The organism is Caballeronia udeis (assembly GCF_001544555.2).
Taxonomy (GTDB): domain Bacteria; phylum Pseudomonadota; class Gammaproteobacteria; order Burkholderiales; family Burkholderiaceae; genus Caballeronia; species Caballeronia udeis.
The window spans coordinates 1-15,451 of record NZ_FCOK02000127.1 but is presented as its reverse complement, the minus strand read 5'-3'; the positions used below and the strand labels follow the sequence as shown (position 1 = coordinate 15,451).

15 protein-coding genes and 1 pseudogene are annotated in these 15,451 nt (G+C 58.5%); 2 read left to right on the top strand and 14 right to left on the bottom strand.

Annotation, left to right across the window (positions count from 1 at the left end):
* Positions 1-486: 486 nt before the first annotated feature.
* On the bottom strand, positions 487-678 hold the full coding sequence (locus tag AWB69_RS43300) for a putative quinol monooxygenase (protein ID WP_197500475.1): 192 nt from the start codon (positions 676-678) through the stop codon (positions 487-489).
* A 122-nt stretch (positions 679-800) separates the two neighbouring features.
* On the opposite strand from AWB69_RS43300, the gene AWB69_RS43295 reads away from it, so the two are divergent.
* Entirely contained in the window at positions 801-1,550 is a 750-nt protein-coding gene (locus tag AWB69_RS43295) for an alpha/beta hydrolase (protein ID WP_062092910.1), read from the top strand.
* A gap of 1,131 nt (positions 1,551-2,681) precedes the next feature.
* On the opposite strand, the gene AWB69_RS43290 is transcribed toward AWB69_RS43295, so the two are convergent.
* The 11 genes from AWB69_RS43290 to AWB69_RS43240 all read right to left on the bottom strand — a co-directional run bounded on the left by AWB69_RS43290 (position 2,682) and on the right by AWB69_RS43240 (position 12,687).
* Positions 2,682-3,443, bottom strand: coding sequence for an SDR family oxidoreductase (locus AWB69_RS43290; RefSeq protein ID WP_156529192.1), 762 nt, complete (start codon positions 3,441-3,443; stop codon positions 2,682-2,684).
* Between the two features lie 114 nt (positions 3,444-3,557).
* Positions 3,558-4,445 carry a 2-hydroxy-3-oxopropionate reductase gene (gene glxR / locus AWB69_RS43285; RefSeq protein ID WP_062092908.1) on the bottom strand — a complete coding sequence of 296 codons (888 nt, stop codon included), beginning with the start codon at positions 4,443-4,445 and terminating at the stop codon, positions 3,558-3,560.
* 52 nt (positions 4,446-4,497) lie between these two features.
* A complete protein-coding gene (locus AWB69_RS43280; protein WP_062092907.1) occupies positions 4,498-5,484 on the bottom strand; it encodes a 2-hydroxyacid dehydrogenase in 987 nt (328 codons plus the stop codon).
* A 58-nt stretch (positions 5,485-5,542) separates the two neighbouring features.
* Positions 5,543-5,974 (bottom strand): GlcG/HbpS family heme-binding protein, encoded by a 432-nt coding sequence (locus AWB69_RS43275; RefSeq protein ID WP_197500474.1) that lies wholly within the window; start codon positions 5,972-5,974, stop codon positions 5,543-5,545.
* A 149-nt stretch (positions 5,975-6,123) separates the two neighbouring features.
* Positions 6,124-6,387 (bottom strand): FmdB family zinc ribbon protein, encoded by a 264-nt coding sequence (locus tag AWB69_RS51035; protein WP_062092906.1) that lies wholly within the window; start codon positions 6,385-6,387, stop codon positions 6,124-6,126.
* A gap of 205 nt (positions 6,388-6,592) precedes the next feature.
* Positions 6,593-7,525, bottom strand: a complete 933-nt coding sequence (locus tag AWB69_RS43265; RefSeq protein ID WP_062092905.1) for an acetamidase/formamidase family protein — start codon at positions 7,523-7,525, stop codon at positions 6,593-6,595.
* 69 nt (positions 7,526-7,594) lie between these two features.
* Positions 7,595-8,425, bottom strand: coding sequence for an ABC transporter permease (locus tag AWB69_RS43260; RefSeq protein ID WP_062092904.1), 831 nt, complete (start codon positions 8,423-8,425; stop codon positions 7,595-7,597).
* Between the two features lie 12 nt (positions 8,426-8,437).
* Positions 8,438-9,271 carry an ABC transporter ATP-binding protein gene (locus AWB69_RS43255; protein WP_197500473.1) on the bottom strand — a complete coding sequence of 278 codons (834 nt, stop codon included), beginning with the start codon at positions 9,269-9,271 and terminating at the stop codon, positions 8,438-8,440.
* Entirely contained in the window at positions 9,268-10,338 is a 1,071-nt protein-coding gene (locus tag AWB69_RS43250) for an ABC transporter substrate-binding protein (protein WP_062092903.1), read from the bottom strand. Before AWB69_RS43250 ends, AWB69_RS43255 begins: the two co-directional genes overlap by 4 nt.
* Before the next feature lie 616 nt (positions 10,339-10,954).
* Positions 10,955-11,317, bottom strand: a complete 363-nt coding sequence (locus AWB69_RS43245; RefSeq protein WP_062092902.1) for a Rossmann-fold NAD(P)-binding domain-containing protein — start codon at positions 11,315-11,317, stop codon at positions 10,955-10,957.
* A gap of 80 nt (positions 11,318-11,397) precedes the next feature.
* Positions 11,398-12,687: an amidase gene (locus AWB69_RS43240; RefSeq protein ID WP_062092901.1), complete on the bottom strand. Its 1,290-nt coding sequence runs from the start codon at positions 12,685-12,687 to the stop codon at positions 11,398-11,400.
* Between the two features lie 424 nt (positions 12,688-13,111).
* On the opposite strand from AWB69_RS43240, the gene AWB69_RS43235 reads away from it, so the two are divergent.
* Positions 13,112-14,029: a LysR family transcriptional regulator gene (locus AWB69_RS43235; protein WP_082913855.1), complete on the top strand. Its 918-nt coding sequence runs from the start codon at positions 13,112-13,114 to the stop codon at positions 14,027-14,029.
* A gap of 91 nt (positions 14,030-14,120) precedes the next feature.
* Here the strand turns inward: AWB69_RS43235 and AWB69_RS47360 are convergent.
* Together AWB69_RS47360 and AWB69_RS43230 are read right to left on the bottom strand one after the other, a co-directional pair.
* Positions 14,121-14,447, bottom strand: a pseudogene (locus AWB69_RS47360) (sugar nucleotide-binding protein).
* 53 nt (positions 14,448-14,500) lie between these two features.
* A complete protein-coding gene (locus tag AWB69_RS43230) occupies positions 14,501-15,187 on the bottom strand; it encodes a GntR family transcriptional regulator (protein ID WP_062092899.1) in 687 nt (228 codons plus the stop codon).
* Between the last annotated feature and the right edge of the window lie 264 nt (positions 15,188-15,451).

Below are 15,451 nucleotides of genomic sequence, written 5' to 3'. Positions count from 1 at the left end.
CCCAGTAGCTATCCTGCGCTCGCACGCATAACAGCGTGAAATCAATGGCTTATGTTTGTGATCGAGTCAAAGTTCGGTTTAACCCACAAGAACAGTCTGCTGAATCACTTGCGGACGCTGGCGCGATGAGGGCCGTGGGGCAGATCGCCATTCCTTTTCCGTTCGAATTTGACCAGCAGACATGGACAAACGCCGTGTACGAGAATGCCGTCGGGGAGGGCTTCGTTCGCGTGCCTTGGCGCCCGATGACAGGACGGTCCGGCGTACTGAAAGCCTACTTTCACTCGGGCCTGGCGCCTGCAGAAGCCGTGTGCGCGTGCTTCTGCCTGAGCCATTGACGTCGCAGGCGCATGGACGGCTTGCTCGCGATCAGTGTCGGACTGGCACGCTCAATCGTCCAGCAGCGCTTCGAGCACCGTCACGTCGAGCGGATGTGCAAGCAGCGGTGTCAGTTCGCAAACCAGCTCCTTAAAGTGCTCGGTGCCTTCATGCTCGGCGGGCGCTACGCTCGAAAAAGACGAAACGCTCGGTGCGATCGAGGTCGCGGCGTGGTGTATAAAGCAGGCAGCCCGTCTCGGCGCGACTCGGCGCTACACAACGCAACAGCGCCTGCTGGATCGCGTCGGCGGCGCCGGGCTTTCCTTGAACGACTGCGATTACACGGATTTCGGATGACATGCGGTGTTCTCCTTGGCGAAGCGCCCAAGTTTAGCGGCATGTTTTAAGCCGTGCTCTATGATCCGACGATGATCGAACGGCACCTCGTGCCGACTCCTCCCTAACGTTTGCGTCCTTGCCGAATGAAATATTTATCGAAGATCTTCGCCATCCTCTTTCTGACGGTGCTTGCAACAAGCGCCCGTGCACAAACAGTGAATCCAGACGCCGATAACCAGCTTCACAGCGACCTGTCTCTGCAATATCTCGTTCACTTGCCGAGCCGATCGACAAGTCCCCCACCGGTCATCATTTTGCTCCACGGCATGGGAAGTAACGAGCAAGACCTATACTCGTTAATTCCCGAACTCCCTCAGAAATACGCAGTTGTTTCGGCACGCGGGCCTTACACCTTCGCTGAAGGCAGCTATCAGTGGTTTCAGGGCACCTTGGTCAATAGCCGCCTTGACGGAGACCCACAACAGCTTGCAGCTTCGCGCGCCCGTATCAGCGGGTTCGTTGACGAGGTCGTAACGAAATACAGGTTCGACCCGCATCAGGTATACCTGGTCGGGTTCAGTCAAGGCGCAATAATGAGCTATCAGGTAGCGCTAACGGAGCCGGCCAAAATAAAGGGCATCGGGGTCATGAGCGGTGCGATCTTCGGGTCATTTGTCCCGCTGATCAAACCGTCGCCGAAGCTGTCTCACCTTCGTATTTTCATTTCTCACGGTCAGGCAGATCACCGTATCCCGATCGGCTACGCTCAAGAGGCAGACCAGCAGTTGAAGGGCTTGGGGCTTAAGCCCGAATTCCATGTCTACCCGGGTATGCAACACGAGATCAACAGTGACGCGTTGGCTGATCTAATCAACTGGTTGCAGGGTTCTTGACGCCGGATTTTGCAAGGATCGCACGATGATGCGGGGATGGTGGTTTCTAATCCGCGTCGGGTATCCTGTCCAGACCTTTCCGCTAGCTCATGACCGGCCACCAGTTTGATTGGATCGCTACTTTAGCCGATCCAATGAGCCTGTTTGCACCAGAACCGAGCGACACGTGTCGCCGTCCGCCGAGCGTTAATCGGCAAGCCGTATGGATGGCAAAGTTTTTTCTTGTCTTGTCACACATTCGATGACCAATGTGTCGGTGGTCGAGGCTGTGACCTGTTGCACGTCCAACAGTTGCCTACCTGGACGTGCGCGATGGGTAACCGTCGGGTGTGAAGCTCCGGGGACAATGTACTTCCCGAAAGAAGGCTCACCTCGGCGACGAGGAAGGAGTCGACACTGCCAGCCGCCGTGCGGTGTGAAGGCGAGGCAAGTTCCGCATGCACAACGTAAAGTGAACTGCCGTTCGAATTCTCGCAATGCAAGATGAGCCAAAGCTGCTGTTAGGCTCAAACCAAAAGGTGAATGGCCGGTTACGCTCTTGGCTCTTGAGCGTACGCCGTCGAAGCGCCATCGGGAAAGAGGCAGGTGCTAAACGGATAGGCTCGCGCAACTGGCGGGTCGGCAAGGAAGGGAACGTGGTAAGCCCGATTCTTCGCCTTGATTTCGGTTCATCGCAATCAAGGCAGGCAACCCGTGAGGGGCGCTGTTGAGGAAGCGGGTATGAGAACGCGCAGCAAGCGAATGACGATCTGTAATGGCTCGTATAGGGGTTCGAGATTTGCCTCGACCTGAAAGGGTGCCCACTTGCGCGTGGTGCAGCTGTCGCAGGCCAACATCTGAGATTCAAACGAAGGGAAGCTTGTGAGTGACCGGTTGGGCTACGGTTCAGCGCCCTTCGCCTCAGTAATGAGGCGAATCAACGATGTGACGTTTGCGAAGGGCTTGCGGTGCAATGGCAAGACCGGCGTCAATACGGCGCTTAACGCTGTGCTCGAGCTGTATGCAGGGAAACTTGCACGTACAGTTCTTCGGGGGCCGCGTTTCCGAGAGGGAACGTGGCTACCCTCTCATGCGCCAAGCTCGCACCGCAGACGCAGGCCGCGCCACGCGCCCGCAGCGGTTGTCTCTTCGCTACCCCCGCCCGACAAACGGCATCTTGCTAGCCATAATGGTCATGAACTGCACGTTCGCATCGAGTGGCAAATCGGCCATATAAAGGACCGCACCGGCCACGTGCTCGACATCCATTAGCGGTTCGACCGCAATTTCACCATTGGCCTGTGGCACGCCCCTTGCCATGCGTGCCGCCAGGTCGGTGAGAGCGTTGCCGATGTCGATCTGTCCGCAGGCGATGTCGTACTTGCGTCCATCGAGTGATGTCGATTTGGTCAGGCCGGTGATCGCGTGCTTGGTGGCCGTATAGGCGATACTGTTCGGACGCGGCGCGTGCGCGGAGATCGAGCCGTTGTTGATGATACGTCCGCCGCGCGGCAGTTGCGTTTTCATCAACGCGACGGCAGCGCGCGTGCAAAGGAAGGCACCGGTCAGATTCGTGTCCACGACGGCGTGCCAATCGTCCAGACTGAGTTCGTCGATATCGACGGCCGGTGCGCCACGGCCGGCATTGTTGAAGAGAAGATCGAGGCGGTTGTAGCGTTGTCGTATCGCGTCGAAGAGGGCGGCGACGCTAGCGGCGTCGGTGACGTCGGTGGGAACAGCAAGTGCCTTGTGGCCGAGTTGCTGCGCCTCGTCGGCTAGCGCCTCGAGGGGTGCTTTGCTTCGTCCAGCGAGCACCACACAGTAGCCGTGCCGAAACAGCTTGCGAGCGGTGGCGCGTCCGATACCGCTACCTGCGCCAGTGATCAATGCGATCTTGCCGGGTTCTGAACTCATGAGACAAAACTCCATGTATCAATACGATGCACATACGATCAACACGCAATGCGGTAATCGCGAGTTCGATCGCAATGGTGAAAAGCTGGTTGAGAAATATATTATAGGCAGCGATTAGTTGCTGGCGATTTCGTGGCTGGACAGCAATTCGATTGCCCTGCACAAAGCCGAGTGGTCGAGCTGGCTCATGCCGTTCGCGGCGCAAGCGTTCATCAGTTCCTGCGCGGACGCGGTATGAGGCAAGGAAACGCCAAGCGACTTGGCGCCCTGCAAGGCGAGGTTGAGGTCCTTCTGGTGCAGCTCAATGCGGAAGCCCGGATCGAACGTGCGCTTGATCATCCGCTCGCCATGCACTTCGAGAATCCGCGACGCCGCGAAGCCGCCCATTAGTGCCTGGCGCACTTTCACCGGATCCGCGCCGGCCTTCGATGCAAACAGCAACGCTTCTGACACCGCCTGAATGTTCAGGGCGACGATGATCTGATTCGCCACCTTGGTGGTCTGGCCATCGCCGTTTCCTCCGACGAGCGTGATGTTCTTGCCCATCAGTTCAAACAAAGGCTTGACCTTGTCGAACACCGCCTGCGGGCCGCCGACCATAATAGTCAGCGACGCGGCCTTCGCACCCACTTCGCCACCCGATACCGGAGCATCGAGGTACTGGCATCCGAGTTCGTTGATCTTCCTGGCGAATTCCTTCGTCGCAATCGGAGAAATCGAACTCATGTCGACCACGATCTGGTTCGCCCGGAGTCCGCTTGCCACGCCGTTTTCCGCAAACAGCACTGACTCCACGTGTGGGGTATCGGGCACCATCAAGATAACAATGTCTGCTTGCTGTGCCACCGCATTGCCGGACTGGCAGAGCGTCGCGCCTTTCTCGATCAAGCCAGCTGGCGCCGGGTTCCGATCGTGCACAAATAGTTGATGGCCGGCTTGCTGCAGATTGGCGGCCATCGGCGCACCCATGACACCCAGACCGATGAATCCAACTTTTGCCATGACTTCCCCTTCAATGAGTTTTTCTTAAATCGTTGACGGCAGCGACAAGCTGTTACGCCGCGGAGCGCAATACTTCGGGGTTGATACAGGTCTGCGGCTTCTCGCCTGCCAGTACGCTGATGACGTTGTCCGTTGCGATCTTGCCCATCGCAAGGCGTGTCTCGATCGTCGCGGAAGCGATGTGCGGTACGATGAGCACGTTATCGAGGCTGCTCAATCCTGGTTCGAGTTCGGGTTCGCGCTCGAACACGTCGAGCCCGGCCCCCCAAATTACCTTGTCTCGCAGCGCGGCAACCAGTGCTTTTTCATCGACCAGCGGACCGCGGGCCGCATTGATCAGGATGGCTGTCCGCTTCATCTTCGCAAGCTCAGCCGCGCCGATGTAATGTTGCGTTTCCGGCAGAAGCGGCAGGTGCAACGACAGATAGTCCGACTCTCGCAGGAGCGTTTCCTTGTCGACGAATGTCGCGCCGACCTGACGTTCGATTTCGGGATTGCGCTGTGCATCGGTGTAGATCACCTTCATGTCGAAGGCGGCCGCCTTGCGCGCGAATTTCGATCCAATCCGCCCCATGCCTGCGACACCCAGAGTCTTGTTGTCGACGTCCTGACCGATAAAAGCCATCGGCGCCCACCCCTGCCACTTATCCTCACGTACGAAGCGTTCGGACTCAGAGATGCGCCGTGCTGTCGCAAGCAATAGCGCCCATGCATGTGTTGCCGTGGCGTCGTCAAGCACACCCGGCGTATTGGTCATGATCACGCCGCGTTGGGTCGCCGCGTGCAGGTCGAAGTTATTGAAACCAACAGCGTAGTTCGCGAAGATCTTGCATTGCGGGCCGGCGGCATCGAGCACTTCGCCGTCAATTGTGTCAGTCAGCAGGGTGATCACAGCGTCCCGACCTTGCACCGCTTTGAGCAGTTCATCACGCGTGAGTGCCCGATCATGCGGATTGACCTCGATGTCGTGGAACTGCCGCAGATCGTCAATTGTCTGTTGCGGGATCATGCGTGTCACATATACGTTAAACCGTTTCATTGATTGCTCTCTTGTTAAAGCGCGATACAACACTGCAAAAGGATTAACCGCGCGCACATCATGGCGCGTCGCACTGCAAGCGGCATGGAGTACCGAAGCGGGCAAGTTCGTCGGCGACAGCCTGATCCTCGGCCGGTGTGAGGCCACTGACACCGATCGCCCCGATCACGTCACCCTGCGTGTCGCTTAGCACCGCGCCGCCCGGCAACGCAGTCAACGACGGATCGCAGAAGTAGCTGATTGGAATTTCCTCGCGGCGCAGCCGCGCAAGGAACTCCTCCGTTGTCACACCCATGCGGGTAGACGTGTAGGCCTTCTGGTGCGCTAACTGGATGCTGCGCACGGGAGCATCGTCCATCCGGAAAAATCCAACGAGAAAGCCGTGGCGATCACACACTGAGATGCACACCGGCTTGCCAAACTGCTGATGCACTTTATCGACCGCGCGTGCGAGCAGTGCGTGCGTCAACTGGAGGTTCAAAGTGCTCAATAGGTTTACCTATCCTTTGTGCGTTGATGACCCTGGTCGGAGATGAATGGTTAAAGACCATCGCGTCACTCTGCTGCCCGCCGCTCCGGACGGTGGCCGACGCCCCGTGGATTGGGCCGGGCGCTCGAAGGCGCCAGCGGCGAATCCATTCAAACCACCGGCGATTCGGCGCTTGACTGTATGCTCGACCCGCAGCCGCATCCGGCTCCATGCTGATGCGTATAAACCGCACGTTCGTTGACCTGGCGTTCGGCACTCCCCGTCGACGACATAAATGCCAGCGCAGGCATGGCCAGCATGCGCTGCGCGATGGCGCTACACGTGGGGCAAGCACAGGCCGCGTCGCGTTCAGCGACAGGACGCATGACGGAGAACGTGCCACAGGTTTTACAACGATAGGGATAAATCGGCATCGCCTTTTTTCCTCTTTCTTCGAAATCAAAAGTTCTACAACAGACTGGCGCATGCCAGTTCCTCGGGCCGTAACCGTTCAGGAAATCGACGTTGCTTACAGCACAATCGCCCGTGCCGGGCGGGCCGTGCCCGAGCGCGACGACGCTGACGGAGCCGTGTTCGCAAGCATCGCGCGCGCGGAATCCGCGGCCCGATGCCGTTTCCTCAACGCTTGGGCAAGTACTTTTTGTCGACCTTGCAGATGTAGGTGTATTTCGGATTCACCATCTGGGTACAGCGCGCTTCCGCGATCTGGCCGAGCAGCATGTATGCTTCGGCGCCAGGGATACCGTAGCCCTCTTCCAGCCAGTAGACCATTTCCTCGAACGCGATGCGCAGCGCATCGTCGAGCGGCCGCGCGCAGCCGACGGTACAGATGTGCGTCGGCGTCTCGATGCGTGGCCAGGTCATGCGGCTCGGCGCGCGCACAAGGTCAACCTTGAGCTTCAGGTGGCCACGAATTTCGATTGCCCCCATGCCGTTACATTCGGCGTCGCCCTGCAGCGCGTGCACGTCGCCGAAATACAGGTACGCGCCTTCGTGGAACACCGGAAACATGATGCGATTGCCGTTCGTGACTTCCTGGATGTCCAGGTTGCCACCGTGGGTACCGTTGTCGACGGTGAGCGTGCCGCCCGCCACCGGGGCCACGCCGATCACGCCGATCATCGGCTTGGCTTCCAGCTTGAGCGAGTCGCTCCAGTGAACAATGCCATTTTCGACGACGACGTTGCGATTCTGGATGCCGAATTCCTTCTTACGGACCCAATCCGGAAAAATGCCGATGCCCGGCCATAGCGCGGTATAACCGAGGCCGTGCACGCCAACTTCGAGGACGTCGATCACGACCATATCGCCAGGCTTCGCGCCGCGCAGGCGCACAGGCCCGGTGGCCGGATTGACGAACGGGAGCTTCACTTTCGACTCGTCCAGCTTTTCGTCGAGCTGCGTAATCAGGTGGCCGCCGATGTTCAATTCGGTCTCGACCTCGAAGGTGTCGCCAGGCGAGACTTCGGCGATGAAACCATCGGTAGCCGTCAGTGCGTACTTCAGATCATCCTTGCGGATGATCTGGTGATGTGTGGATAGCGTGCTCATAAAATGCTGCCTACTCCTTCAGGGGTTGCTAAATGCCACCGCCGACAACGTCGCGGCGGATGGCTTAGTTCAATCAAACTTTTGCCAGGGCATGAGGAAACGCTCGAGCCGGCCGACCAGGAACGACAGGAAGAGCGCGAGCGCGATGGTCACCACCACGCCGGCGAATACTTTGGGAATGATGTAAAGGCTACCCGCCTTGAAGATCGCATGGCCGAGCCCGTCGTCAGAGGACATGAATTCGCCCACAATGGCTCCAATCAACGCAAAGCCGACCGTGAGCTTGAAGCCCGCGAAGATGTCGCGCAGTGAGGCGGGGATCACCAGCTTGTGGAAAGTCTGCCGCTTGGTCGCGCCGAGTGTGCGCATCTGATTGATCTGATCGTCATCGACACTGGTCGCCCCCTTGTACGCGGTGACCAGCGCCACCACCACGACGGATAGCGTCGACATCGCGAGTTTCGACGCGAGCCCGGTACCGAACCAGATGATGACGATAGGCGCAAGCGCGACGATCGGAATCGAACCCAGCGCAACGATGAACGGCTGCATGACCTTCGAGACGAAGCGCGAATACCAGAGCAACAAGCCCAGCACAGTGCCTATGACATTGCCGAACAGAAAGCCGAGCAGCGTTTCCATGCCAGTCACGCCGGCGTCGTGCACGAGACTGCCGTCCTGCTGCATTTTTACCAGGTAACCCCAGATCTGGCTGGGCGAACCGAACAGGAAGGCAAGCGCCTGACTCGACGTCGCAACTTGCCACAATGCGAGCAGTGCAGCGAGTAGCGCGAGTTGGCAGGCGGCCACGACGAACTTGCTACGCCAGCGGCGCAGCAGCCTGCGCCATTTGAGGGATGCCGGGGCATACGGGGGGGCCGGGGAGCGGGTTTCTTGCACGCGGGTTCCTTTTCAACGTTCGCCCATGCGCACGTCGAGCTGAGACCAGATCTCGCGTACGTGAGCGGTGAAGCCCGCAGCGTCGCGGGCGGCCATCATGTCGTTGCGGTCGCAATCCAGGTGGATCTCGTGGACCGCCTTGATGCGCGACGGACGGTGGGTAAGGACGATCACGCGGTCCGACAATGAGACCGCCTCCTCGACGTCGTGTGTGATCAGCAGGACGGAGCGACCTTGGCCCCTGACCAGCCGGGCCATGTCGCTTTCCAGCACCAGTTTCGTCTGGAAATCGAGCGCGGCGAACGGCTCGTCGAGCAGCATCACTTCGGGGTCGGTCACCAGCGTGCGCGCGAGTGCAACGCGCGCACGCATGCCTCCCGATAGAGCCGACGGGTAATAGTTGTAGTACGGTCCAAGTCCGACCTTGCCGAGCATCGCATGCGCCTTTTTTTCGCGATGCGCGCGCGGCATTCCGGTCAGTTCGAGGCCAAGCGTGACGTTGGCCAACACGTTGCGCCATGGCATCAGCATGTCCTTCTGCAACATGTAGCCGATGCCCTTGGGGACGTCATCCAACGCCTCGCCGTGCCACAGCACCGCGCCGCGCGTCGGCTGGGTAAGACCGCTCATCAGGTTCAGCAGCGTGGTCTTGCCACAACCAGATGGGCCCACCAGGCTGACAATTTCCCCCGCGCGCAGGCTGAAGGAAATGTCACCGATGACCTGATTCAATTCGCCGTCATCCTCGCCATACGATTTGCCGACCCCGCGCGCAACCAGCGGGGCGAGCGGGCGGGCCGTCTCGCCCGCCAGCATCGCAGGCGCTACCGTGCCCGCTACGTTCATTTGGACCCCGCCACCGTTACGCCCGCGTCCGCCACGGCGGTCTTGACCGCCTTGTTGGAAAAGGTGTTGTCGATCACGTCGTTATAGGACAGCGTTCCTTGTACGTTGCCCAGGTACTTCTGCATCGATATCAGCTTGCCCCACTGCTGCCGGTCGACCGGGAGCGTTTGCGCCGGGATCTTATACTGCAACTCCATGTCGATTGCCTTGTTCACCACGTCGGCCGGCAGGTCCGGGAACTCCGCACGGGCAACCTCCTTCGCGTAGTCGGGCTTGGCATACGTAAGGCGTGCGGCTTCTTCCAGTGCGTTCACGAGCGACTGCACGACCTCGGGATGCGCCTTGGCATACTCGGGCAGCACCATGATCCCCGTGTTGCAGAACGGACCCATATAACTCGAGAAGTCGAATACCACTTTCGCCCCTTGCGCCATCGCAGCCGCCACCATCGGCTGCTGCGCAAACGCGATGTCGGCGTGACCCGCGAGCATGGCACCGATTTCCGTGCCTGGAGTGACTTCGACGATCTTCGCGTCCGTGCCCACTTTCAGGCCATTGTCCTGCAGCAGTTTCTTCGTGACGCTGTACTCGGTATTCGGATCAGGCGACGTGACCAGGGTCAGGCCTTTGAAAGCCTTGGGATCGGTGATGCGCGCCACGGTCTTCGATACGCCAAAGTAATGTGCGCGCTGCACCAGCGTCCCGACGACCATGCCCGGTCCGCCGCGCTCGCGAGACATCTCCACCATGGTCGGATCGCCGACCGCGAACTGCGCGGTCTTGCCGAGCACCGCGGCAAAAGCTTGCGTGTCCCCACCGGCCGCGCTCAGGTGCACTGTCAGCCCGTACTTCTCGAACAGCTTCGCGTGCTGTGCAACGTAAAGGTCGATATAACCGAGGTTATGTACGGCCTCGGAAAATTCGATGGGTTGCAGCGGCGCCGCGGCAGCGGGATGAGCGAACCCGAAAGCGCAGGCGCTGAGCGTGGCGAGTAAAACACGCCCACGCCGAGGCACAGCAACGGTGACAGAGTCCGAACCGACTGCTGAAAATGTACGTCTTTTCATTGCATTAACTCCAAAAGTAATAAGATCGAAAAAAATATTCGGCATCAGACGCGCTGATGTGGGACTCTTTGGCCGGTGTTATCCAAGACACCTTGGTCTCGAACAACCGGAGCGCTGTTTGATGCGCACCGCGCACGGCAACGGTCAGCACAGCTTATTAAGAAACGGCTATGCCAGTTTGTGCAACAGCGTACGTGCGAGTTTCTTCGATCCTTGCGAACCCCAATTAGAGTTGGATCGCTCACTTTGCACGCAAAGCAAAAAAAGCCACGCGAACGACCTGCGCAAGCGCCGGGTGCACAGCAGCTCGTGTGCCCTTGTCACTGCACAGCAATGGTGCAGCGTTGCACAGACAACCTGCATTCGATAATTTCTCTGGCACTACAATATTTGAGCAATTCGCTGATTAAATTAGTATCCCTAAAATACTGATTTTTTCTGACGAACGCCGACCTACAATTTGACAATACCGGGCCAACTCTCGAAGCGGGTCAACCTCTCAGTATTCATTCATTCGATCTACGGCATTTTGAAGTGGGCGACCAGCAAGGTGTTGCTGCAAATTGACGAAAAGCAATCGCATTGCTTTGGTCGTAAGTGGTAGGGTCATTCACACCTACATGTGGTTGATCATCAGGTTCGGGCAGGACCAAAACTCTGACGATGAGGGCAACGGCTCTTGCCGCAGCACATCCGAGCTTTCATGCCGGGCGTGCGGCCATGCTGCCTGCCCCATGCCACCAAGCCCGATGACCGAAAGCGATTTTCCTCGAATGAGCGGTGTGAAAACCTGCTCCCATTGCCGGCCACTGGTGCCACATTTTTCCGAGAGGCGCGCGTTGAGTGCAAGCTTCGACATGATCGCGAATTCGCGCGGCTTCTCTACGTATACCTCGCTGTTGTTGACTAGCCGGACGTTCGATGACAACCAGTTCAACGGCATGACATCTTCCACGGGACGTGCATCTTTCTGTTCCATTTATTGAGTGGTCCGCGCCATAACCTTCTTGATTGACGGCGTGCGGCCGCGAGAGAGGCCAATCGCGTTACGAGCCCTGCTCATTTCGTCAGTCTGTCGTAAATCCACTGCGCACTCGAAAGCAGACGATGGTCCTCGCCCCAGCGGCCGACCACCTGCAGTCCCACTGGGAGCCCGTTGCTGCCACGCGTGAACGGCAAATGCACGCAGGGCAGTCCTAGCAAAGTCCAGGCGCGGCAGAACAGCGGATCGCCGGTTGCGTCGATGCCAACTGGCGCTTCACCCGCAGCACTGGGCGCGAGCAGCACGTCAAACCGATCGAACAGGGCGTTAATGCGATGTCTTGCGCCTTCGGTGCGCACGAGGTTGGCCGCGTGTGTACCACCGGAAATCACGCTGCCGCTGTCCAGTTGAGCCTGCAATTGAAGGCTAAGCTGATCCCGGTGATGCAGCCGCTCAACGCTTAGCGCACGGCACATTTCGAATGCCATGACTTCCTTTTGCAACGCTACCAGATCTGGCACATCGTCCGGCAGCGCGACGTCTGCAAGCGCTGGTGCCACATGCGTTAGTGCGGTAGTCGCCGTGTCCCACGCACGTTGCGTGTCAGCTTCCGTATATGCCCACTCAGGCGTCCGACACAGGCCGATGCGTGGCGCTGCTGATTCTTCCGGACTGGTACTGAGTCGCGAGTCGCCGGTGAGCACAGCGCCGAGCAGCGCTACGTCACGCACGCAACGTCCAAATCCTCCTGGCGTGTCGAGCGTCTCCGACAGGCTCTTGATCCCAGCGCGGGGAACGCGCCCCGAACTCGGCTTATAGCCGACTACGCCGCAATATGCGGCGGGCCGGATCACCGAGCCGGCCGTCTGAGTACCCAGCGCCAGCGGCAGCATGCTGTCAGCAACCGCCGCTGCGGAGCCACTCGAAGATCCACCGGGCGTGCGCGTCAAGTCATTCGGGTTACGGGTGGCCCCGGGATAGAAATAGGCGAATTCGGTCGTCACGGTCTTTCCCACTACCAAAGCGCCAGCCTCGCGGCACAGAGCGACGGAGGCCGCGTCAGCCTTCGGGCGGTGCGCGCCGTAGACCGGCGAGCCGTAGCTGGTGGGAAAATCGATGGTGTCGAACATGTCCTTGACGCCGATCGGCAGCCCATGCAGTATCCCACGCACGGGGCCCCTATCGAGGGCGTTTGCCTGCATTAACGCATGAGCGCGATCGAGATGCGCAAAGGCGTGCACTTCGTCGTCGCGTTCCGTAATCCGGTCAAGGCACGCATGCAGCAGATCAACCGCGCGAAGATCGCGTTTCGCAATAAGGCGTGCAGCTTGCCATGCGTCCAGTTCATTGAGTTTCGAAGAGTTCATGTTTCGAGTTCCCGCACGCTTGCCTGCGATAGCCGGTGAAACATGGCGAGGAAAGCCGCGGTTTGTCCTTGGCTACTTTTTGATAAGTAGTACAAATAGATCATTCGAACGTTACCGACTCTGCGTACGCAGTGCCGATGGTTGCTACGCAACCAGGCGAAGCAACATGGCGGCGAGTGCGCGGCCCGAGCAGATACGGCCTTTGAAAACTGGGTCATCTTCGGAGCCTGAAAGGTTGGTAAAAGTCGAGGTAACGAGTTCACGCACGAAGGGACAGCTAGTTGAAATCATCTGCAGCAAAGACGGCACGGAGGCAGCACATTGGTGCACTCTGGGATCACGCTTGCCGAGAAAAAAGTATTGAGTATCAAAAATGGATGGTCCAATATATTGCGCAGACACATTTGATACGCGGGACATATCAATGACCGACATACGCCAGCTACGGCAGTTCGTCGCCGTTGCGGAGGAATTACATTTTCGACGTGCAGCTGAGCGGCTGCATATGACGCAGCCTCCGCTTACGCAGGCAATGCACAGCCTCGAAGCGTCTCTTGAGGTGGAGTTGTTCGATCGCACCAGGAAACGGGTGACTTTGACGCCGGGCGGCGAAGCGCTTCTTGCTTATGCACGGCACCTGATTCGCGCTTCAGATGAACTGCCGAAGATCGTCAAAGCGGCCGCGGAAGGACAGACTGGCCGTCTGCGCCTGGCCTTCGTCTCAACGGTGGCCTATGGCAGGATGCCCGGCTGGGTCAGTAGTTTCCGGCACGCGAATCGGGACGTTCTGCTGGAGCTTCGCGAGGCAACGCTCGATGTGCAACTCGAGGCGCTTGGCGCAGACCAGGTGGATGCTGGTTTTATCCTGCACGCTCTGGGCGCGGCGCCGGTCGGACTTTCGGCGCTGACTTTGCTGGTCGAGCCGTTTCTCGTTGCGCTTCCAGTCAATCACCCGCTTGCGAACCGCGATCCAGTATCGTTCACAGACATCGCGTCTGACCCAGTTGTTATCTTTCCCCGCCAAATCATGCCGTCACTCTTCGATGCACTGTTGTCCTACTACCACCTGAAGGGGATCACCCCTCGTATCGCGCAGGAGGCTATCGAGATGCAGACTATCGTGAGCCTCGTTGCTGCGGGGATGGGCATTGCATGGGTGCCTCAGGTCTTCGCGCGCTTCGCCCGCCCTGGCGTGGCGTACCGGCAGGTGGAAGATATGCCGGTTTCGATCGAAACGAGTCTGATCTGGAATAGCTGCGAGACTCCAATTGTCGACCGGTTCGTAAGCCACATTAAAAGTGCTCCTAATTTCTTGCCCCCTATCTTCGATCCGATCGTCTAGTTGAGTGATAATTCCGGCATGTCCTTAGCCTAATTGCTAATGTTTGCGGGCCGCTCCGCAGGCGTCGGGTAAGACGCCGTAGAGATTGGCTTCACCGCAGGTTTGTTGTCGAGCTTCGAGCGTTCGAAAATGTTTGAGCAAAACCGCACCACGGGGTCACGCCGGAAGCGCTCAGATGATAGACCCCCGAGTACTGCATCCACCAGTCCTGTTCACCTCTCAAAGCCTGCGACAGTACGCTCGATATCACGGCCGAAATCGTTGTGGACCATGCCGGTGCGCCAACCTGATCCGCGACTACTTCAGCTCATCACGCTTCGCGCCCAGGCGAAGCATGGTAGTCAGGAAATTTTTTGCCGCGAGCGCCATACACCCAGCTCGTTCGGAAAAGAAGATGTGCGCAACAAGACGCGGCAATCGCTTGTTCACCGGCATGTTTGCTTTTGCCGTATACGTTGAAGGCGTTACCACTTATCTATCCGCTAGCACCGCATCGCGTTTCGCCAGCAAGTGCGCCCGTACGATTTCGGCCATCCGTTTCCCATCTCGCGCATCCAGCGCCTCGATCATTGCCTCGTGCTCACGAATTGCGCTATCCCATTTCGCCGTCTGGAAGTTGGACCGGAACCGTAACGCCTGCAGCCGCCGATTGACCGCCATATACGTCTGCCGCAAAGCCGAGTTCCGCGCGGCATCGTTGATCTTGTCGTGAATGGCCTGATTGCGGCTGTAGTACCCCGACAGATCGTTTTGCTCGCGGCACGCGAGCATCGCGTAGTGCAGTGCCTTGATCTCGCTGAGCTCAACCGATGTGATCCGCTCGCAAGCCAACTCGCCCGCAAACGCCTCCAGCCCGCTCATCAATTCGAAGGTCTCGCGAATCTCCGCCTCGCTCATTTGCGAAACGGAAGCCCCCCGGTTCGGCAGGATGTCGATCAGACCTTCAGCCGCCAGCACCTTCAACGCTTCCCGCAATGGCGTGCGCGAAATGCCCAGCGTCTCGCACAACGTGCGTTCGTTGAGCTTCACGCCGGGGGCAAGTAGCCCCTCGATGATGAACTTGCGCAGGTGATCGACCACCGTGTCGTGCAGCCGTTGCCGCTCGACTTTTGGAAGCATGTTTGCAGGCAGTGTCTCGAGAATGTCGAAATTTTGCATTCAATATCCCTAAATATTAACTTAAAAAGAGTGATTTTACCTTGTGAACTCTTCGTAATCCAAAGTACGGGTTTGTCTGTAAGCGCTATCCCGGATGCGGGTTTTTCTCTAGATTGTAAGAGCGTTTAGCCCTTTCAGATCTGATTATCGTAGGCTAAAGTATTTTGAATGCAAAACGCAAAGGACAATCATGGTAAAGCTTGATTTCCATCCCGCTGGTCGCCATTTCCTGCAGATTCCGGGTCCCAGCCCGGTTCCCGACCG